The sequence below is a fragment of the Streptomyces erythrochromogenes genome (genome assembly GCF_036170895.1).
GTDB classification, from domain to species: domain Bacteria; phylum Actinomycetota; class Actinomycetes; order Streptomycetales; family Streptomycetaceae; genus Streptomyces; species Streptomyces erythrochromogenes.
Genome location: NZ_CP108036.1, coordinates 1,431,383 through 1,450,773, shown reverse-complemented (window position 1 = coordinate 1,450,773; position 19,391 = coordinate 1,431,383). Strand labels below are relative to the sequence as shown.

The 19,391-nt window shown below is 73.2% G+C and carries 17 protein-coding genes and 1 pseudogene; 8 read left to right on the top strand and 10 right to left on the bottom strand.

Features of this window, described 5'->3' with window-relative positions; genetic code table 11:
- The first annotated feature begins 119 nt into the window (after positions 1-119).
- The 3 genes from OHA91_RS06915 to OHA91_RS06905 all read left to right on the top strand — a co-directional run bounded on the left by OHA91_RS06915 (position 120) and on the right by OHA91_RS06905 (position 4,848).
- A complete protein-coding gene (locus tag OHA91_RS06915) occupies positions 120-1,970 on the top strand; it encodes an ABC transporter ATP-binding protein (RefSeq protein WP_328738840.1) in 1,851 nt (616 codons plus the stop codon).
- 55 nt (positions 1,971-2,025) lie between these two features.
- Positions 2,026-2,763 (top strand): carbonic anhydrase, encoded by a 738-nt coding sequence (locus tag OHA91_RS06910; protein WP_031146790.1) that lies wholly within the window; start codon positions 2,026-2,028, stop codon positions 2,761-2,763.
- Positions 2,764-2,889: 126 nt separating this feature from the next.
- Complete coding sequence (locus OHA91_RS06905) at positions 2,890-4,848, top strand: flavin monoamine oxidase family protein (RefSeq protein ID WP_328738839.1); 1,959 nt, start codon at positions 2,890-2,892, stop codon at positions 4,846-4,848.
- A 22-nt stretch (positions 4,849-4,870) separates the two neighbouring features.
- On the opposite strand, the gene OHA91_RS06900 is transcribed toward OHA91_RS06905, so the two are convergent.
- From OHA91_RS06900 to OHA91_RS06885, 4 genes are all read right to left on the bottom strand, one after another.
- Positions 4,871-6,889, bottom strand: coding sequence for a CASTOR/POLLUX-related putative ion channel (locus tag OHA91_RS06900; protein WP_328738838.1), 2,019 nt, complete (start codon positions 6,887-6,889; stop codon positions 4,871-4,873).
- Between the two features lie 65 nt (positions 6,890-6,954).
- On the bottom strand, positions 6,955-7,602 hold the full coding sequence (locus OHA91_RS06895) for a TetR/AcrR family transcriptional regulator (RefSeq protein WP_051892667.1): 648 nt from the start codon (positions 7,600-7,602) through the stop codon (positions 6,955-6,957).
- Entirely contained in the window at positions 7,599-8,681 is a 1,083-nt protein-coding gene (locus OHA91_RS06890) for a saccharopine dehydrogenase family protein (RefSeq protein WP_031146797.1), read from the bottom strand. The genes OHA91_RS06895 and OHA91_RS06890 overlap by 4 nt, the downstream gene beginning before the upstream one ends.
- 50 nt (positions 8,682-8,731) lie before the next feature.
- On the bottom strand, positions 8,732-9,313 hold the full coding sequence (locus OHA91_RS06885) for a hydrolase (RefSeq protein WP_031146800.1): 582 nt from the start codon (positions 9,311-9,313) through the stop codon (positions 8,732-8,734).
- 137 nt (positions 9,314-9,450) lie between these two features.
- Between OHA91_RS06885 and OHA91_RS06880 the strand changes: the two genes are divergently transcribed.
- Positions 9,451-10,011, top strand: a complete 561-nt coding sequence (locus OHA91_RS06880) for a DUF6434 domain-containing protein (protein ID WP_031146802.1) — start codon at positions 9,451-9,453, stop codon at positions 10,009-10,011.
- A 2-nt stretch (positions 10,012-10,013) separates the two neighbouring features.
- On the opposite strand, the gene OHA91_RS06875 is transcribed toward OHA91_RS06880, so the two are convergent.
- Complete coding sequence (locus OHA91_RS06875; RefSeq protein WP_266493827.1) at positions 10,014-10,280, bottom strand: hypothetical protein; 267 nt, start codon at positions 10,278-10,280, stop codon at positions 10,014-10,016.
- Between the two features lie 213 nt (positions 10,281-10,493).
- Between OHA91_RS06875 and OHA91_RS06870 the strand changes: the two genes are divergently transcribed.
- The 3 genes and pseudogenes from OHA91_RS06870 to OHA91_RS06860 all read left to right on the top strand — a co-directional run bounded on the left by OHA91_RS06870 (position 10,494) and on the right by OHA91_RS06860 (position 12,033).
- A complete protein-coding gene (locus tag OHA91_RS06870; protein WP_328738837.1) occupies positions 10,494-10,721 on the top strand; it encodes a hypothetical protein in 228 nt (75 codons plus the stop codon).
- Positions 10,697-10,926 (top strand): annotated as a pseudogene (locus tag OHA91_RS06865) (helix-turn-helix transcriptional regulator); the annotation flags it as partial. The gene OHA91_RS06870 and the pseudogene OHA91_RS06865, both read left to right, overlap by 25 nt.
- 30 nt (positions 10,927-10,956) lie before the next feature.
- On the top strand, positions 10,957-12,033 hold the full coding sequence (locus OHA91_RS06860) for an enoyl-CoA hydratase/isomerase family protein (protein ID WP_328738836.1): 1,077 nt from the start codon (positions 10,957-10,959) through the stop codon (positions 12,031-12,033).
- Positions 12,034-12,089: 56 nt separating this feature from the next.
- On the opposite strand, the gene OHA91_RS06855 is transcribed toward OHA91_RS06860, so the two are convergent.
- Positions 12,090-14,357 (bottom strand): ATP-binding cassette domain-containing protein, encoded by a 2,268-nt coding sequence (locus tag OHA91_RS06855; protein ID WP_031146808.1) that lies wholly within the window; start codon positions 14,355-14,357, stop codon positions 12,090-12,092.
- 106 nt (positions 14,358-14,463) lie between these two features.
- Here OHA91_RS06855 and OHA91_RS06850 point away from each other — a divergent pair, with 106 nt between their 5' ends.
- Complete coding sequence (locus OHA91_RS06850) at positions 14,464-15,237, top strand: TetR/AcrR family transcriptional regulator (protein WP_031146810.1); 774 nt, start codon at positions 14,464-14,466, stop codon at positions 15,235-15,237.
- Positions 15,238-15,257: 20 nt separating this feature from the next.
- Here OHA91_RS06850 and OHA91_RS06845 read toward each other — a convergent pair whose 3' ends face one another.
- The 4 genes from OHA91_RS06845 to OHA91_RS06830 form a co-directional block, all read right to left on the bottom strand.
- Positions 15,258-15,809, bottom strand: coding sequence for a hypothetical protein (locus tag OHA91_RS06845; RefSeq protein ID WP_266493834.1), 552 nt, complete (start codon positions 15,807-15,809; stop codon positions 15,258-15,260).
- Between the two features lie 104 nt (positions 15,810-15,913).
- A complete protein-coding gene (locus tag OHA91_RS06840) occupies positions 15,914-16,840 on the bottom strand; it encodes an SDR family oxidoreductase (protein WP_031146814.1) in 927 nt (308 codons plus the stop codon).
- 9 nt (positions 16,841-16,849) lie between these two features.
- Positions 16,850-18,097: an MFS transporter gene (locus OHA91_RS06835; protein ID WP_266493838.1), complete on the bottom strand. Its 1,248-nt coding sequence runs from the start codon at positions 18,095-18,097 to the stop codon at positions 16,850-16,852.
- 19 nt (positions 18,098-18,116) lie between these two features.
- Complete coding sequence (locus OHA91_RS06830) at positions 18,117-19,373, bottom strand: alkaline phosphatase family protein (protein WP_328738835.1); 1,257 nt, start codon at positions 19,371-19,373, stop codon at positions 18,117-18,119.
- Between the last annotated feature and the right edge of the window lie 18 nt (positions 19,374-19,391).

Here is a 19,391-nt window from a genome sequence, read left to right as displayed (position 1 = left end):
GCGAGGCTATCAGCCGCCCCGAACAGTCCTTCGGCGGCCGGAAAACGCGTGGACCGCCCCGGCGTCCGTACGGGACACTCCGACTCCTGTCCTGCTGGTCCGACAACACAGGGTTTGGGATGGGTTCACCAAAATCGCCCGAAAGCACGCCGAGCAGGGGCTCGGTCCTCCTCGCACTTCGCTACTACGGACGGGAGTTGGCGCGCCTGCGCCGGCTGACCGCTCCGGCCATGCTGCTCCCGGCGCTGGGCAACATCGGCATCTTCTACGTCGCGCCGCTGGTCGTCGCCAAGCTCGTCGGCCACGTCGCCGACGGCGGCGCCGTCGGAATCGACGCGATGCTGCCCTACGTCCTCGGCTTCGCCGGGGTCCTGCTGCTCGCGGAGACGCTGTGGCGGATCGGGCTGCACTGCCTCAACCGGCTCGACGCCCGGGGCATCGAGCACCTCTACGTCATCGGCATGGACGAGCTGTTCGCGAAGGACGCGGCGTTCTTCCACGACAACTTCGCCGGCTCGCTGACCAAGCGGGTCCTCAGCTTCGCCTCCCGCTTCGAGGAGTTCGTCGACACGCTGACGTTCTCGGTCATGGGCAGCTTCGTGCCGCTGCTCTTCGCGTCCGTGGTGCTGTGGCAGTACGAACCGATGCTCGTCGTCGGCCTCCTCGCGCTGATCACCCTGACGGCCGTCTGCGTCACCCCCCTCATCCGCCGCCGCCAGACCCTCGTCGCCCAGCGCGAGGAGGCGATCGCCCGGGTCTCGGGCCACGTCGCCGACAGCCTGATGAACATGGACACGGTCCGGGCGTTCGCCGCCGAGGACCGCGAGGCCGCCGAGCACCAGTCCCGCGTCGCGCAGTCGCGGCGGCTGACGCTCCGTTCGTGGGACTACGGCAACCTGCGCATCGACACGCTGGTCGCACCCCTGTCCGTGCTGACCAACGTGCTGGGCCTGCTGCTCGCCGTCGCCCTCGGCGCGGGGGAGCACGGCGTGGAGGCGATCATCGTCACCTTCACCTACTACGCCAACGCGACCCGCATCATGTTCGAGTTCAACCAGATCTACCGCCGCCTGGAGAGCTCGATGACGGAGGCCGCGCAGTTCACCGAACTGCTCCTGCAGCCGCCCACGGTGCTCGACCCGGAGGCCCCCGAGCCGCTGCGGTCCGAGAGCGCCGACGTCCGGTTCGAACGGGTGAACTTCTCCCACGGCGGGGCGAAGCCGCTCTTCGAGGGCCTGGACCTGGACGTCCCCAGCGGGTCGAAGATCGGTCTCGTCGGCCGCTCGGGCGGCGGCAAGACCACGCTCACCCGGCTGCTGCTGCGGATGACGGACGTGGACGGCGGGCGGATCATGATCGGGGGCCAGGACATCAGCCGGCTGCGGCAGGCCGACCTGCGCAGCCGGCTCGCCTACGTGCCGCAGGACCCGGCGATGTTCCACAGGACGCTGCGGGAGAACATCGCGTTCGCCCGCCCGGGCGCCACCGATGCCGAGATCCGCCGTGCGGCCGAGGCCGCGCACGTCACGGAGTTCGCCGACGCGCTGCCGGACGGATTCGACACCATGGTCGGCGAACGCGGCGTCAAACTGTCCGGCGGACAGCGCCAGCGGGTCGCCCTCGCCCGGGCCATCCTGCGCGACGCGCCGATCCTGCTGCTCGACGAGGCGACCAGCGCCCTGGACTCGGAGAGCGAGATCCTCGTCCAGGAGGCGCTGTGGCGGCTCATGGAGGGCCGCACCGCCCTCGTGGTGGCGCACCGGCTGAGCACGGTGGCCACCATGGACCAGCTCGTCGTCCTCGACCGCGGCCGGATCGTGGAGCAGGGCTCGCACCGGGAGCTCCTGGCCACCGAAGGCGCCTACGCGAAGCTGTGGAAGCACCAGTCGGGCGGATTCCTGCACGACACCGGCACCGGCACGGCCCCCGGCACCGGCACCGTCACCCGCGCGCGCTCCGAGCCCAACTGAACCGAGGCCGTGTCCTGCGGAGCAGGAGGGGTGGAAATGAATAGTTTGTCCTGATGTGAGCGTCGAAGCTGAAGGTCGAGAGGTCCCGGGACGGCGTCGGCTGGCCCGGGCGGTGCTGACGGGCGTGGCCGCCGTGGGGGCCGGGCTGGTGGCCGGTTCCGCCCGCGTGCCCATGGCCGCCCCACCCGGGGGAGGGGCCGGATCACGGCCCACCACACCGGAGTCGGCGCTCCGCGAACTGGTGGCGGGGAACGGGCGCTGGCGGACCTACCACGAACGCCACCCCGACCAGACGCGCACCGTGCGGCGCACGCTGGTCGCCGGCCAGCACCCGTTCGCCGTCGTCCTCGGCTGCGTCGACTCCCGCGTCCCGCCGGAGCTGGTCTTCGACCAGGGCCTCGGCGACCTGCTGACCGTGCGCTCGGCGGGCGAGGTCCTGGACGAGGCGGTACTCGGGAGCATCGCCTACGGGGTCCTGGAGCTGCGCATCCCGCTCGTCGTCATCCTGGGACACCAGTCCTGCGGGGCCGTCGCCGCGGCCGTGCGGGCCGCGGAGGGCGGACCGCTGCTCCCGGGCCACATGCAGTACCTGGTCGACCAGATCCGCCCCGCCATCGACCGCGGGCTGCGGGGGGCCGCGCGGATCGACGCCGCGATCACCGCGAACGTACGGCTGGTGCGGGGGCGGCTGGCCGCGGAGCCCGAGATGGCCGCAGGGATCGCCGCCGGGGCGCTGGCCGTCGTGGGCGCCCGGTACGAACTCACCAGCCAGCGCGTGCGCCTGGTGCACTGAGCGCACGCCGGCGTACGAAACTCCGTTCGTCAGCCCCGTGCGCACGAGGCCGCACGTCCGGGTGATTGTTCCCCGCCGGGGCGGCTTTCAGCGATCAAGGCCCCCGGAGGCCGGGAGAGTTGACTCATGATCATCGACTCTTCCCCGACACCCGGCTCCGACCCCGACCCCGAGCCCGCGGAGGACACCGCACGACGCCCCTCCCGTCGTACGCTCATCGCCGGCGCAGCCGTGGTCGCGGGAGCCGGCGCCCTCACGGTCGCCACCGCGTCCGCCGGGACCCCGCAGGCGCCGGCCGGCTCCGCGCGCCCGGACTGGGAGACCTGCCTCACGATCGCCCGGGCCGTACTCGTACGGGGCGACGACGACCAGCCCCTGGTGCCCGGTTACACGGACATCCTCCTCGGGAACGGCCTGCCGCGCTCCCGCATGCCCCGCCGGAAGGTGCTGGTCGTCGGCGCCGGGCCGGCCGGCCTGACCGCCGCCCACCTGCTGCGCGAGGCCGGCCACGAGGTCACCGTCATCGAGGCCAACGGCAACCGCGTCGGCGGCCGGATCAAGACATTCCGCACCGGCGGACACGAGAAGTCCCCTGCGGCCTTCGCCGACCCCAAGCAGTACGCCGAAGCCGGCGCCATGCGGATCCCCGACAGCCACCCGCTGGTCACCGGCCTGATCGACAGCCTCGGCCTCAAGCGCCGGCGCTTCCACCTCGTCGACGTCGACGGCTCGGGCCGCCCCGCCTACCGCACCTGGATCTTCGTCAACGGCGTCCGCGTCCGCCGCGCCGACTACGCGCGCAGCCCGCAGACCCTCAACCGCTCCTTCGGGGTGCCGGCGGCCTACGAGGGGATCCCCGCCGCGCAGATCGTCCGCAACGCCTTCGCCCCCGTACGCAAGGAGATCGAGGGCAAGAAGGACAAGGCGCTCGTCGAAGGCTGGGCCCGCATCATCCAGCGCTACGGCCACATGTCGATGTACCGCTACCTGACCGAGGAGGCGAAGCTCGACGAGCGCACGATCGACCTGGTCGGAACCGTCGAGAACCTCACCTCCCGCCTCCACCTCGCCTTCGTGCACAGCTTCATCGGGGCCTCCCTCATCAGCCCCGACACCGCCTTCTTCGAACTGCCCGGCGGCACCGCCACCCTGGCCGACGCCCTCTACGCCCGGGTCGAGGACATCGTGCGGCTCGACCGGCGCGCCACCCGGATCACCCACGGGGAGGGCAGGGTCACCGTCGACACCGTCTCCGAGGGCCGCGGCGGCCGCCCCGTACAGCGCGAGACCTTCACCGGCGACACCGCCATCATCACCGTCCCCTTCTCCGGGCTGCGCCACATCCCCGTCACCCCCGCCCTCTCCTACGGCAAGCGGCGCGCGATCACCGAGCTGCACTACGACGCGGCCACCAAGGTGCTGCTGGAGTTCAGCCGCCGCTGGTGGGAGTTCGACGAGGCCGACTGGAAGCGCGAACTGGAAGCCGTGCAGCCCGGCCTGTACCGCAAGTACCAGCTCGGGCAGACCCCGGAGGACGGGTCACTGCTGGGCGCCCACTCCTCCGTAGCCCGCAGCGGCATCTCCGGCGCCCAGCGGGCCCACTACGCGGCCTGCCGCAGCCTCACCCGCGACCAGCCCGAGGCCGCCGGAGTCATCGGCGGCGGCTCGGCCACCGACAACCCCAACCGCTTCATGTTCCAGCCCTCCTACCCCGTCGAGGGCAGCCGGGGCGGGGTCGTGCTCGCCTCCTACAGCTGGTCGGACGACGCCCTGAAGTGGGACTCCCTGGACGACGACGAGCGCTACCCCCGCGCCCTGGCCGGCGTCCAGGAGGTGTTCGGGCAGCGGATCGAGGTGTTCTACACCGGCGTCGGACGCACCCAGTCCTGGATGCGCGACCCCTACGCCTACGGCGAGGCCTCCGTACTGCTGCCCGGCCAGCACACCGAGCTGTTCCCGCACGTCCGCAAGGCGGAGGGGAACCTGCACTTCGCGGGCTGCCACACCTCCATCAAGCCGGCGTGGATCGAGGGCGCCCTGGAATCCGCGGTGCGCACCGCGCTGGAGGTCCACACCTCGGCGTGACCGCCGCCCCGAGGCCTGTGGCTCAGCTCTCGGCGAGCACGACCACCCAGTCGTGCTCGCCGAAGCGGACCCGCTGCCGCTTGTCGGGATTGAGCCGCACACCGTACGAGGGAGCCGTGGCGGCCTGCGCGCGCAGCCGGTAGCCGACCGCGCACTCCCGGCGGCGGCGCGCCGACTCGACCACCGTCGCGAACGCCACCTCACGGTCGGTGCGGACGTAGTCCGCCACCGGCCTCAGATAGAACTCGCTGCCCTCCGCCTTGAACAACTCCTCGAAGACGTCGGCGAGATGACCGCTCTGCGAGATCTGCGTCATCAGCAGGCTGATCAGCCGGCCGCTGACGATGAAGTCGGCGCCGGCCCGGGCGGGCGCGAGCAGGCGGTTGCCGTCGTCGGACATCTCGGTGGTGAGCGGGAGTTCGCAGTCCGCCGCCTCGCCGATCGCCCGCAGGTGCAGCAGCGTCACCAGGGTCCGGTCGTCCGTGGCGCTCCCGGGCTCCGGGGCGAAGGCGGGCGGGGCCGTATCGGGCGCCGCGGCCGCGGGGGCGGGCGCGGGGGCGGGCGCGGACTCGCGGTCCGTCTCGCCGATCACGATCACGCTGTCGTAGGAGGGCACGTCCAGTTTGGCCAGGACGTCCGGGTCGGTGATGTCCCCGCTGCGGAAGGCCACTTCGAGACGGCTGCGCGCCGCGGCCACCTCGGCGGCGGTCCGCAGCGTCGCCCCGTCGCCGAGGGCGACGACGTCCAGGGTGGTGCCGGGGCTCACGAACTCGTCGAGCTGTTCGAGGACGAGTGGTGCGCGCCGGTTCCAGCCGAGCAGGAGCAGGCGTTCGGCGAAACGGGACCGGGGACGGGCGGTGACGATCGCGTCCTCGTCGACCCAGGGGCCCGCCGGCTCCGGCACGGCCGTGTCGTCGTCCTCGGAGACCAGGATGATCCGGTCGTCCGCGCCGATCTCCGTGTGCGGATCCGGATTGAGTACCACACGGCCGTCGGCGTGCAGAAGTCCGACCACCGCGGACGTGGTGAACGCCAGAAGGGCCTCGCCGAAGGTGCGCCCGGCGAGACCCTGCGCGGCGGCGGTGTAGAACTCGTCGCCGTCGAAGTCCAGCAAGTCCTGGTAGACGAGGGAGAGCCCGGGCTGGCGGGCGGTCTGGACGAGGAGCCGGGCGATGATCTCGTCGGCGCACAGCACGTGCCCGCCGGGCCCGGCCGCCAGCTTGGCGGTGAGGTGGTTGCGGGAGTCGCGGACCGCGGCGACCACCACCGTGCCGCGCGGGCGGGTGAGCACGGCGTCGAGGGCGAGCAGGGTCTTCACCACGTGGGCGTCGCCCGAGTCACCGTCGGGAGGCAGCACGAGGACCGCCTTGGAGGTCTGCGGGCTCACCCTGGCCAGCGCCGTCGGGTCGGTGGTGGGGCCGCTGCGGCAGATGATCCGGGTGGCGCCCGTGCCCGTACGGCGTCCCGTGCCCGTAAGGCCCCCCGTACCCGTACGGCCCCCCGTACCGCCGAGGCCCGTGGCGACCTCGTCCTCCATGTCCACCTTGTCCCTCGGGGCGAGGACGGCAATGGCGGACCGGCGCTGGTTGGCGTTGGCCGCGACGAGTTCCGAGACCACCGGGAGGATCTGGTCGGACCAGCCCAGGACGACGGTGTGCCCCGCTTCCAGCACCGTGGAGTGCCCGCGGCGCAGCGACAGGATGCGCCCGTTGATGCCGGTGGTGATCAGACTGACCAGCGTCGACACGAACAGCAGGGCCACCAGGGCGAGCGTCACCGAGGCGAGCACGTAGAGGGGCGAGCCGACCGCGCCGCCGAGCTTGAGGGTCTGCCCGACGCTGACCCATACGGCGGTGAGCCGCCCCGAGAAGGTCGGCGGCGCCGCCCGGTCGGCCCAGACCAGCACCGCGCTCGCCGGGACCACGACGGCCAGGCAGGCCAGCGCCAGCCACCCGATGAGCGGGGTGGTTCCGCCCGCCACCAGGTTGTCGAACCGGTACTGCAGGCGCAGCCGCAGGGACGTCGTGTGCTGCTGTGCCATGGGTGCTCCCTCGTCTTCCGAGCTGCTAACCGGTGGGAGCCCTCCCGGTTACGGCTCGAACCGGCCTACGCGGCCCCGCCCCCGGGGCCGGGCAGCCCGAGCAGGTCGAGCAGGGTACGGCGGAGCACGGCGTCGGTGACCGGGGCGGCACGGCCGGCGATGCCCGAACGGAACAGTGCCGCGCCCTCCATGAGCATCACGAAGACCTCGGCGCGGGAGTGAGCCGCGACCGGGTCCAGGCCGGGGGAGCGGTCGCGGACGAAGCGGGCCACATGCCCGGCGTACGCGGCGTAGAAGGCGCGGACGGCTCCGGCCGCGTCCTCGTCGTGCGCGGCCATGGCCCAGACCTCGGTGAACAGCCGTACCAGGGACGGGTCGTCGTGGTCGCCGAGGAGGGCGTCGAGGACGGCCGCCAGGTCGCCGGCCGCGTCGCCGGCCTCCCCGAGGGCGGCGACGCGCGCCAGCGAAGCCGTGAGGATGCGGTCGAGCAGGGCGGCCAGGAGATCGGAACGGGCCGGGAAGTAGTACTGGAGGTGGCCCAGCCGGACGCCCGCCGCGTCGGCGACCGCCCGCATCGTCAGTTCGGCGCCCCCCGCCGAGCCGAGGACGTGCTCCGCCGCGTCCAGCAGGGCCGCGCGCCGCTGGTGCCCCTTCGGGGTCGGCGCCGAGGGGTTGACGGGGCTGCCGGGGCTGCCGGGGTTCTCGGGGGTCATGCCGCCGCCCCCGTCCCCGCCCGGTCGAGCTCGACGCGTACGCCGTGGTCCGCGAGCCGCGCGGCCGCCGCGACCGGGTCGGGGTGCTGCTCGGGGAAGACCACCCCCTGCGGCGGCGCCGCCCCGTCGGTGCCCAGCACGCGGTGCAGGCCCAGGAACGCCCCGACGGCGGTCAGATGGCCCTGGCCGCGCGCGTCGGTGACGGTCGCGGTGCGGCTGCGCCCGCCGTGCGACACGTCGATGCGCAGCTGCGCCGTACCGCCCTCCCCGGGCGAGTGCAGCAGGGCGCGGCGCGCCGGCGCCCAGCGCTCCCCGCCGGCCCAGTGGAAGAAGCCGGTGCCCCGCAGGGCGAGGAGCGCGCGGGTGGCGGCCGGGGAGCTGAAGCCGATGCGGGTGGCCGCGGTGGAGGTGGCCAGGGTCAGCGGGAGGGTGAACTGCTCCGGGGTGTCGATGCGCGCGACCCGTACGGGAGCCCCGCCGATGACGACCGTACGGGCTTCCGTGAGCGGGCCGGCGATCCGGCGGCGCCCGCCGTCGACAACTTCGAACCCCACACCGAGCCGGTCCATGAACTCCACCGAGTCCGCGCCGGACCGGTCGGCCATGTCCCAGCGGACGGCGATCTCCACCTGCTCGGCGCCGCCCAGATCGGCGGCGAGCGACGCGGCGACGAGGCTGCTCACTCCGCCCATCCAGGCCGAGGACAGCAGGACGGGCGCGGTCGGTCCCAGCAGGGTCGCCACGGTGACCGCCCGCTGCATCCGGGCCGTCCAGCGGGTGATGTCGACGTAGGGGACGCCGCCTTCGACGGCGGCGCGCAGGACCCGGTCCTCCGGGTCGTTGACCGCGTTGACCACGGCCCTTGCGTCCGCGCGGAAGGGTGCCGCGGCGCCGAGGTCCCACGCGCGCACCTCGGCGCCGGTCTCGGCGGCCAGGGCCCGGCCGCGCTCGGGCGTGCGGCCGGTGAGCAGGATCGGGGCGCCGGGGGCGACCATACGGGCGATCTCGGCGCCGACGGTTCCGTACCCCCCGGTGATCAGGACGGGGGCGGACGGGTCGTGCCGCAGGGCATCAGTCATGCCGCAGATTCTAGGTCGAACGACCTAGAAACGCGAACAGGGGTCCGTGGTCAGGGGCGCAGGGCGGCGATGACCTCGTCGGTGGTGCTCACCTTGCCGATGCGCGGGAAGATCTTGCCGAAGGTGTGCGCGTGGGAGTCGGCGTCGGTGTCGGCGGTGGCGTCCTCCGGGAAGACCAGGTCGTAGCTGAGCTCCCATGCCGTACGGGCGGTGGACTCGACGCCGACGCTGGTGGAGATGCCGGCCAGGACGATGCGGTGGATGCCGCGGCGGCGGAGCTGGAGGTCCAGCTCGGTGCCGGTGAAGGCGCCCCAGTGGCGCTTGGTGACGACCACGTCCCCGAGGGCGGCGAGTTCGGCGGGGATCTCGGAGAACGCTGCGGGCGGGGCGGCGGCCGGGCCCGGGCGGTCCACGTTGGAGGTGGGAAGGTCCCCGCCGTCCGGCGACCAGGCCACCTTGACCAGGACCACGGGCAGTCGTCGGGCACGGAACGCCTCGGCGAGCGCGACGCCCCGCTCCAGGACCTCGGGGGCGGGCCTGGTGGTGGGCAGCGCCAGGATGCCGGTCTGCAGGTCGATGAGGACCAGGGCGGTGTCCTCGCCGAGGGCGAGGCCGTTCGGGTCGGCGGGCATGCGCGCTCCTTCGAAGCCGGGTGCGGCGGGGCCGCCACGGGCGCTCGGTCTGGGGTGAAAGCCTGTCAGAAGCCGCCGCGCCGCTCCGCCGATCGCCGCGGCATGTCGCGAGACGGGGAACCGTCTAGAATGCGAACGTGAGTACGAATGCGGGGGAGGTGCGCCCCCTCCTGTCGACGGCGCTGACCGGGGCGGAACTGCTGCGCTGGTACTGGACCCTGGCCGAACTGACCGGACTGGCGCGGCAGATGGGCGTAGCCGCCCGGGGCGGGAAGGCCGCCGTCACCGCCCGGCTCGCCGCCGCGCTCGACGGCCTGCCCGAGCCCGCGGCCACGGGGCCCGCCGCGCCCCGCCGCGCGGGGCGGCAACTCGCCGCCCCCGTCGACGGGACGACGGTGATCCCGCAGGGGCAGCGCTGCAGCCAGGTGCTGCGGGAGTACTTCGTACGGGAGATCGGGCCCGGCTTCCACTTCGACGCCTTCATGCGGGAGTACGTCGCCGGGCACGCGGGTCACACCCTCGCCGAGGCCGTCGAGCACTGGCACGCAACCCGGGAGCGGGCGGCCGAACCCCAGGAGGTCGGAGCCCAGTTCGAGTTCAACCGCTTCCTGCGCGACTGGCACGCCCGCCACCCCGGCGGCGCGCGCACGGACGCCCTGGCCGCCTGGCAGGCCCACCGGGCCCGCCCCCGCGACTGACCTCAAGCGGCCGGCTCCGGCAGCCGCCGGGCCAGCGCCCATGCCGGCACCGGCAGCGCGGCGGGCGGAAGCAGGGCGGCCCGCAGCGAGAGGGAGTCGGCAGCCGCGCCGATCAGAGGGCTCGCCAGGCCACCGACGCTCCCGGTCAGTCCGAGGGTGACCCCGCTCGCCGTCCCCGTCCGCGTCGGCCGGTAGTCCTGGCCGAGGGCCCCCTGGAGCGAGAAGGGCACGTGCAGCGCGGCCGCGGCCGCCGCCGCACAGAGGGGCACGAGCGGCGCCGGCAGCAGCAGGATCCCGGCGACGGCGGGCGCGGCCGCGGCGTAGGCCCGGCGGACGGTGGCCTTCCGCCCCCACCGGCCGGCCGGCCGCCGAGCAGGGTGCCGCCCGCGCTGCCCACGCTGCCCGCGAACAGCGCCACCGACCCGGCGGTGCCACCGCCGCCGCGCTCACGGACGTACAGGGCGATGAAGGTGCTCAGGCCGGTGAAGACCACCGAGCGGGTGATCACGACCAGGGAGAGCCGCAGGAAGGCCCGCCGGTCCTCGGCCGGGACGGCGGCGGGCACGGGCGCGGCGGGCAGGGCCAGCAGCCACCAGCCGGCCGGCCCGGGCACCGCCAGCGCGCAGGCGACCAGCAGCGGCGCGCAGGCGAGCCCGACGCTGGCGGAGCTGGCCGCCGCCTCGGGGCGGGGGCGGGCGAGCGGACGCTGAGCCGGCTGTTTCCGGGCCGAGCTGGGGCATGACCCTCCCGCAGTGGCGCACCCAGCCGAGGCTGTACCGGGCGCTGCGGCTGCTGGCCGTGGGCACGCCGGTGACCGCCGTCGCGCACCGCTGCGGGTGGTCCTCGGCCAGCGCCTTCATCGACGTCTTCCGCCGCGCGTTCGGGCGCAGGCCCGGGGCGTACGGGCGCCCGTAGCACGCCGCGCCCACGGAGATACTGATCGGCGTGAAGACCGAACCCGAGACCGACGCCAAGGCCCCCTCCGACGACGACACCGTCCTGTTCCACGTCGAGGGGCGGACCGGCGTGCTCACCCTCAACCGCCCCAGGGCCCTCAACGCCCTCACCCACCCCATGGTGCTGCGGATCTCCGAGGCCCTCGACGCCTGGGCGGACGACCCCGCCGTCGGGCAGGTCCTGATCCGCGGAGCCGGTGAGCGCGGGCTGTGCGCGGGCGGCGACATCCGGGCCATCCACGACGACGCCAAGGCCGGGAACACCGCCTCCGCCGGCTTCTGGCGCGACGAGTACCGGCTCAACGCGCGCATCGCCCGCTACCCCAAGCCGTACGTCGCCCTCATGGACGGCATCGTGATGGGCGGCGGCGTCGGCGTCTCCTCCCACGGCAGCGTCCGGGTCGTCACCGAACGCTCCCGCGTGGCCATGCCCGAGACCGGCATCGGCTTCGTCCCGGACGTCGGCGGGACCTGGCTGCTGGGCCGCGCCCCCGGCCGGCTCGGCACCCATCTCGCCCTCACCGGCACCGCCGTGGGCGCCGCGGACGCGCTGCTCTGCGGGCTGGCCGACCACTTCGTACCCGCCGCGCGCCTCCCGGAGCTCACCGCCGCGCTCGCCACGGCCCCCGCCGACGAGGTCCTGCCGCGGTACGCCGCCGCGCCCGAGCCCGGGGTACTCGCCGGCGGGCGCTCCTGGATCGACCACTGCTACGCGGCCGGCACGGTCGAGGAGATCGTGGAGAGGCTGCTCGGCCAGGGCGACCCGGCGGCGAAGGAGGCCGCCGAGACGATCCTGGCCAAGTCCCCGACCGCGCTGAAGGCCACCCTCGCCGCGGTGCGCCGGTCCGCAGCCCTCGGCACGCTGGAGGAGGCGCTGGCCCAGGAGTACCGGGTCTCCTGCAACGCGCTGACCTCGCCCGACCTGGTGGAGGGCATCCGGGCGCAGGTCGTAGACAAGGACCGCAACCCGCGCTGGTCCCCGCCGACCCTGGCCGGGGTCACCGCAGCCGACGTCGAGCGGTTCTTCGCCCCGCTGGGCGAGGACCGCGAGCTGCGCCTGCCGTAGACCCCCGGGGGTGAGCCGGCGGCCGTGCCCCGCGGCGCGGCCGCCGGCCCGGCCCGCTACGCGTCCGCGCCGACGTACTCCCGCAGGTGACGGGCGGTCAGCGTGTCGCCGTCGGCCACCAGCGAGGCCGGAGTGCCCTCGAAGACGACCTGGCCGCCGGAGTGACCGCCGCCGGGGCCGATGTCGATCAGCCAGTCGGCGTGCGCCATCACGGCCTGGTGGTGCTCGATGACGATCACCGAGTTGCCGTCGTCGACGAGCCGGTCCAGCAGGGCCAGCAGCTTGTCGACGTCGGCCATGTGCAGTCCGGTCGTCGGCTCGTCCAGGATGTACGTCGAGGACTTCTCCGCCATGCTGATCGCGAGCTTCAGCCTCTGCCGCTCGCCGCCCGACAGGGTGTTGAGCGGCTGGCCGAGCCGGACGTAGGAGAGGCCCACGTCGGACAGGCGGCCCAGGACGGCCCGTGCCTGCCCGGTGGTGAAGAACTCGTGCGCCTCGGCGACCGGCATGTTCAGCACCTCGCTGATGTTCTTGCCGCGCAGGCGGTACGTCAGCACCTCGGGGGTGAACCGCTTGCCCTCGCACTCCTCGCACACCGTGGCCACCCCGGCCATCATCGCCAGGTCCGTGTAGACGAGCCCGAGGCCGTTGCACTTCGGGCAGGCGCCCTCCGAATTCGCGCTGAACAGCGCTGCCTTGACGCCGTTGGCCTTGGCGAAGGCCGTCCGGATCGGCCCCAGCAGCCCGGTGTAGGTGGCCGGGTTGGACCGGCGCGAACCGCGGATCGGCGACTGGTCGGCCACCACCACCCCCTCGCGCCCGGACAGGTAGCCGTGGATCAGCGAGCTCTTCCCGGATCCCGCGACACCGGTCACCACCGTGAGCACGCCGAGCGGCACGTCCACGCTGACGTCCTTCAGGTTGTGCAGGTCGGCGCCCTTCACCGACAGGTGGCCGCGCGGGGTGCGCACCGACTCCCGCAGCCGCGCCCGGTGCCCGAGGTGGCGGCCGGTGAGGGTGCCGGAGGTGCGCAGCCCGGCCACGTCCCCGCTGTAGCAGAGCTGTCCGCCGGCCGTGCCGGCGCCCGGGCCGAGGTCGACGACGTGGTCGGCGATCGCGATGACCTCGGGCTTGTGCTCCACGACCAGCACGGTGTTGCCCTTGTCGCGCAGGCGCAGCAGCAGGTCGTTCATGCGCTGGATGTCGTGCGGGTGCAGGCCGGTGGTGGGCTCGTCGAAGACGTACGTGACGTCCGTGAGGGAGGAGCCCAGGTGCCGGACCATCTTCACGCGCTGGGCCTCGCCGCCGGAGAGCGTGCCCGAGGGGCGGTCCAGGCTGAGGTAGCCCAGGCCGATCTCGACGAGGGAGTCGAGCAGGCTGCGGAGGTTGACCAGCATCGGGGCCACGGCGGGATCGTCGATCCGGCGCACGAAGCCGGCGAGTTCGCTGATCTGCATCGACGCGCACTCGGCGATGTTCACGCCATGGATGCGCGAGGACAGCGCAGCCGCCGAGAGGCGGGTGCCCCCGCAGTCCGGGCAGGCGGTGAAGATCACCGCGCGGTCCACGAAGGCGCGGATGTGGGGCTGCATGGACTCGCGGTCCTTGGCCAGGTAGAGGCGAGTGATCTTGGTGATCAGGCCCTCGTAGGTGAAGCCGTTGGAGCCGGCCTTCACCTTCACCGCGCTCTTGTGGAGGAAGTCGGCCCACTCCTGCTCGGTGAAGTCCTTCAGTTTCGTGTCGGGGGAGTAGAAGCCGGAGTTCGCCATGTTCTGCCAGTACCAGGACTCCACGGCGAAGCCGGGGACGGTGATCGCGCCCTCGTTGAGCGTGAGTTCGCGGTCGACCAGCTGGTCCACGTCGATGTCGGAGACCTCGCCGACGCCCTCGCAGCGCGGGCACATCCCGTCGGGGTTGTTGAAGCTGAATGCGCTGGACGTGCCGATGTGGGGCGTGCCGACACGGGAGTAGACGATCCGCAGCATGGTGTAGGCGTCGGTGGCCGTGCCCACGGTGGAGCGGGAACCCGCGCCCATCCGCTCCTGGTCCACCACGATGGCGGCGCTCAGGTTGTGCAGTCCGTCCACGTCCGGCCGGCCGAGGCTCGGCATGAAGGACTGGATGAAGGCGGTGTACGTCTCGTTGATCATCCGCTGTGACTCGGCGGCGATGGTGCCGAAGACGAGGGAGGACTTCCCGGAGCCGGAGACGCCGGTGAAGACCGTGAGGCGACGCTTGGGGATGTCCAGAGAGATGTCGGCGAGATTGTTCTCCCGGGCTCCCCGGACCTGGATGACCTGGTGGTTGTCGGCGGCGATGTGCACGGAACTCCTCGAGGTGCGGCGTCTCGGCTTACTCTCTGCGCTTTACTCTATACGTTGTACTCTATACGGTGTAGCCAATTAATGGCGAAAGTTCGGAGGCCGGGACATGGTGAAGGACCGGAGCGGGGCGGGAGACCCCGTCCGCACGCTGGAGCTGCTGTGGCGCGAGCCCGGACAGCCGGCGCAGCCCGGCCGGCGCGGCCCGCGGCAGGGCCTCAGCGTGGACGCCGTCGTCCGCGCCGCGACCGTGCTCGCCGACGAGGAAGGGCTGGCCGCGCTGACCATGCGGGCGCTGGCGCAGCGGCTCGGCGTGACGCCGATGACCGTCTACACCTACGTCCCCGGCAAGGCGGAGCTGCTCGACCTGATGCTCGACGACGCGTACCTGCACATGGAACGCCGGCCGGCGGACCCGAAGGAGCCCTGGCAGGTCCATGTGACCCGGGTGGCCGAGGACAACCGGGACCTGATGGTCCGCCACCCCTGGATCGCCGACCTGGCCGTCACCCGCCCGCCGCTGGGCCCCGGGGTGATCGGGAAGTACGAGTACGAGCTGGCGGCCTTCGAGGGGATCGGGCTCACCGACACCGAGATGGACGCGGCCCTGACGCACCTGCTGGGCTTCGTGCACGCCAACGCACTGGCCGCCGCCGACGACGCCGACCACAACAGCCGCCAGAGCCAGGAGGACTGGTGGGCCGTCAGCGCCCCGCTGCTGGAGCGCGCCCTGGACCCCGACCGCTACCCGCTCGCCGGCCGCGTCGGCACCGCGGTCGCCGGCTACCACCCCGGGACGATCTGGACCTTCGGCCTCCAGTGCGTCCTGGACGGCCTGTCCCACCGCCTGGCCGACCGTCCGGCCTCCCGCGCCACCCCGTAGCCCGTTGCCGGATGCCGTGCTCAGGGCTGCCAGCGGGGGGCATCGTCGTCCGGTGTGTCCGGGCTCGAGAAGTGGAAGGGGACGCAGAGGTGGGCCGCGAGGTCCCCGCCGGCCCTCTCGGCCGCCACAGCCACGGGATGGCGGCCATCGAGCTTCGCGCCTTCTCCGAGGTGGCGTTCGGCCAGGGACCGGTGGATGAAGGCCAGTGCGTACTCCTCTGCCGGCTCGGCCGTGATGGCCAGCAGCCGCACGAACCAGTCGTGGACGGTGTCGCCGTCCCAGACCGCCTCGATCGCCACGACGCTACCGAGGATCCCTCCGACGCGCCGAACCAACGACTCATGGTCCAGGGGAGTGTCGGGCTCTCGGGCGATCCGGTCACCGTGGTGCGCGTACCGGTCGCTGACGATGAGCTGCGCGGTGGCGGCCCCGATTCCGTCGGGGGCCAATCCGATCTCGGTGACGACACGGATCGCCGCCATCAGCGAGTCCTGGAGGACGTACCCGTCGATCTGGTTGCGGATCCCGGCGGGCAGCCCCTCCCACCATTGCGTTCGAGCCTGCTTGTTCATCACGTCCGGTTGCCCCCGCGTCCCGTACGGACCGCGCGACGCGGGTCCCCGCCCCACCCTACGTGGACGGAATCACGCGCCGTCCGGGATCCGGAAGAGACGGCCTAGCGGTAGCCGGTGGTGTTCGCCGGGCGGCCGGGGTCCTGGACTTCGACCAGGTAGCGCCAGGCGTCCGGGCGGCTGCCGTCCAGGTCCGTGAAGCCGTAGACCTGGGCCAGGCGGCCGCTGGAGAGGGACTGGCCGTTCCAGCGGGAGACCTCCGGGTCCGCGGCGAGCGCCGCGACCGCGCGGCCCACGTACGCGGGGGTCTCGGAGATCGCGAAGTGCGGGGACTTGGCCAGCGCGTCCCGCCAGGTCTCCTCCGTCACGCCGTAGGCGTCGAGCATCATCTCCGAGCGCAGCCAGCCCGGTGTCAGGGCCACGGCCGTCGCGCCGCGCGGGCCCAGCTCGTGCCCGAGCGCGAACGCCATGCGCAGCACCGAGGACTTGGCGATGTCGTAGAAGAAGGAGACCCGGTAGCGGGTGGCGTTGTAGTCGGCGGTGCCGTCCGTCATCTCCACCACCAGGCCGCCCGGCTCGCGCAGCAGCAACGGCACTGCGAAGTGGCTGGTGATGGCGTGCGTTTCCACCGCCAGCCGCAACAGCCGCAGCCCCTTGTCCAGGTCGTGCTCCCAGACCGTGCTGTCCCACTCGAAGAGCAGCTCCCCGCCCCAGATGTCGTTGACCAGCACGTCGAGGCGGCCCTGTTCGGTGTCGATCCGCCGGACCAGCGCCTCCACCTCGCCCGGCACGAGATGGTCGGCGACCACCGCGATCCCCCGGCCGCCCGCCGCGGTGACCAGCTCCGCGGTCTCCTCGATCGTCTCGGGCCGGTCGTACTCCGAACGCCGGCCCCGGGTGCTGCGGCCCGACACGTACACGGTCGCGCCCCGCGCCCCCAGCTGTACCGCGATGCCCCGGCCCGCGCCACGGGTCGCGCCCGCGACGAGGGCCACCCTGCCTTCGAGACCTTCGGCACCTTCGAGAGTCATGCCACGACCCTACGACGGGCCGCCCGCCCGGCGCCCGCCCAACACGGCGACCGCCGACAGGGACAGCAGCAGCCCGCCCGCCGCGCCGGCCAGCGCCGCGCCCGGCCCCCACACCGTCCAGGCCGCCCCGAACAGTACGGACCCCCCGAACCGGGCCAGCGCCTGCGCCGTCTGGAGCACCGCCAGCCCCGTCGTGCGCAGCCCGGCCGGGAGCAGCGGCCCGGCGGCGGCCATCAGCACCCCGTCGGTGGCCGCGTAGAACAGGCCGAGCAGCGCCGGCACGCCGACGACCACCAGCGCCCCGGCCGGCAGCGGGGCCAGGAGCAGCAGGCAGGCGCCGAGCAGGGCTGCGTGTCCGCCGAGGAAGACCCGCCCGCGCCCCACCCGGTCGGCGAGCCGGCCCACGGGTACCGCGGCCAGCAGGAACACGGCCGCCGTACCGACGGGCAGCAGCGGAAAGTACGCGGCCGACAGGTCCAGGCGGCGCTGGAGCAGCAGGTAGAGGAAGGCGTCGCCGACGGTGAACAGGCCGAGCACGGCGGCCGTCAGGCACAGCCGCCGCAGGCCCGCGATCCGCAGGAGGGAGCGTACGGGCGGCGGCGCGCAGGCGCGGGGAGCCGCGGGCGCCGGGGCCTCCCGTACGAAGAGCGCGAGCATCACCACGCCCAGGACGGCGACGCAGCAGCTGACGGTGAACACCGCCGCGTACCCGTCGACCGCCACCCACAGCACCCCGAACGCGGCCAGCGGCCCGAGCAGCGCGCCCGCCGTGTCGAGCGCCCGGTGCACCCCGAAGGCGCGGCCCTGCATCCCGGGCGGTACCGCAAACGAGATCAGCGCGTCGCGCGGGGCGGTGCGCAGGCCCTTCCCGGTCCGGTCCGCGGCGAGCACCGCCGCCACCGACCAGGGGGTGGTGACGGCGAGCAGTGCCGCCTTGCACGCCGCGGAGAGCGCGTACCCGGTGCCGGCGACGAGCTTGTGGCGGCGGGTCCGGTCGGAGATCCGGCCGCCGGCGAGGCGCAGCAGCGCGGTGGCGCCCTGGTGGAGACCGTCCAGGGCGCCGAACGCGAGCGGGGACATGCCGAGTCCTGCCATCAGGTACAGCGGCAGGACGGCGGTGACCATCTCCGCGGAGACGTCCGTGACCAGGCTGACCAGTCCGAGCGCGAACACCGTGCCGGGGACGGCCCGCAGGGGGCCCTTCGGTGCCGGGGCGTCCGCGGAGGCGTCCGCGGCCCGGCTGGTCGACAGGTACACGGATGCCTCCGGGGCCGGGTCAGAACCAGTTGACGGTGAGCGGGAAGGCGGCCGTGACGGTCGTGCCCGTGGAGTCGGTCGCGGTCGCGGTGATCGGGATCGTGCCGACGGACCACGGCTTGCCGCTGATCCGGCCGGTGGCGGCGTCGACGGTCAGACCCCAGGGCAGACCCGTGGCCGCGTACCGGACCGGCGGCCTGCCGCCGGTGGCGCTGAGCTGGACGGTGCAGGACTGGTTGAACTTGCAGGTCTGCGGGCCCGGGTCGGCCAGTTTCAGACCGCCCGGGGTCGGGGTCGGAGTGGGGGTGGGCGTCGGTGTGGGGGTCGGCGTCGGCGTGGGCTGCGCCGAGGTGTCGAACACCTCGCTGATCGGCTGGACGTTGGCCGCGTTGCCCGCGTGCGTCGCCGTGCCGAAGAGGTCCTCGAAGGTCCGCAGCAGATGGTGGTGGTTGAAGGCCGTGGCGTACTTGCCCGTCTTGACCTTCGCGCCGTAGAAGACGGTGGCGATCTGGTTCGACCCCAGGTAGTTGTCCTCGTCCCAGGTCAGCACCAGCAGGCTGTTGTTGGCCTTCGCCCACTGCGCGTAGGCGTCGATGTTGTTCCTGGTCCAGGTGTCACCGGTGCCGACGGAGCACGAGTGCATGTCGTTGCACTGGTTGGGGACCACGAAGGACAGGTCGGGCAGTGCCGCGAAGTTGTTCTGCGGGAACTGCGTCCACGTCTTACCGGTGTTCAGCGGCACGTTCTTGAAGGCGAACCACGGGTTGTGCTTCTGCGCGTACTGGCCGTTCGTGCAGACGGTGGAACCCTCGCCCGGCAGGTCCTCGTTGTACGTCGCGAAGGTCTTGCCGGCCGCGATCAGCTCCTGGCCGAGGTTGGGCGCCGTCATCGACTGCGGCGTGTAGCAGCCGTCCCCGGTGATGCCCTGCGTGGATCCGGAGAAGAGGTTGAAGTAGTTCGGCTGGCTGGGGTGGGTGAGCGCCTTCATGCCGGTCAGGCTCGCGCCGCCGTTCGCCAGCTGGTTGATGTACGGGGCGTTCGCGCTCCCGATGATCTCCCCGTACTGCTTGTTCTCGTACACGACGACCACCACGTGGTCGTAGGCGGGCAGGGCCGCCGCGGCGGCTGCCGGAGCAGCCGAACCGGGCTCGGCCGCCTGCGAGTTGGCGACCGTGAAGGCGCCGAGCAGGCCGAGCGTGCCGATCCCGGCGACGGCCGCGGACCACAGGGCGCGGCGTCTCGTGCGCGCCGTCGGTGAGGGTGGGTGCGTGGGCATGGGCGGTTCTCCTTGGGG

Excerpts from the sequence above, each read along its gene's own strand:
- OHA91_RS06915 (WP_328738840.1), top strand. The coding sequence starts at position 120 with ATGGGTTCACCAAAATCGCCCGAAAGCACGCCGAGCAGGGGCTCGGTC.
- OHA91_RS06905 (WP_328738839.1), top strand. The coding sequence starts at position 2,890 with ATGATCATCGACTCTTCCCCGACACCCGGCTCCGACCCCGACCCCGAG.
- OHA91_RS06900 (WP_328738838.1), bottom strand. The coding sequence starts at position 6,889 with ATGGCACAGCAGCACACGACGTCCCTGCGGCTGCGCCTGCAGTACCGG.
- OHA91_RS06895 (WP_051892667.1), bottom strand. The coding sequence starts at position 7,602 with ATGACCCCCGAGAACCCCGGCAGCCCCGGCAGCCCCGTCAACCCCTCG.
- OHA91_RS06890 (WP_031146797.1), bottom strand. The coding sequence starts at position 8,681 with ATGACTGATGCCCTGCGGCACGACCCGTCCGCCCCCGTCCTGATCACC.
- OHA91_RS06885 (WP_031146800.1), bottom strand. The coding sequence starts at position 9,313 with ATGCCCGCCGACCCGAACGGCCTCGCCCTCGGCGAGGACACCGCCCTG.
- OHA91_RS06850 (WP_031146810.1), top strand. The coding sequence starts at position 14,464 with ATGGTGAAGGACCGGAGCGGGGCGGGAGACCCCGTCCGCACGCTGGAG.
- OHA91_RS06845 (WP_266493834.1), bottom strand. The coding sequence starts at position 15,809 with ATGAACAAGCAGGCTCGAACGCAATGGTGGGAGGGGCTGCCCGCCGGG.
- OHA91_RS06840 (WP_031146814.1), bottom strand. The coding sequence starts at position 16,840 with ATGACTCTCGAAGGTGCCGAAGGTCTCGAAGGCAGGGTGGCCCTCGTC.
- OHA91_RS06830 (WP_328738835.1), bottom strand. The coding sequence starts at position 19,373 with ATGCCCACGCACCCACCCTCACCGACGGCGCGCACGAGACGCCGCGCC.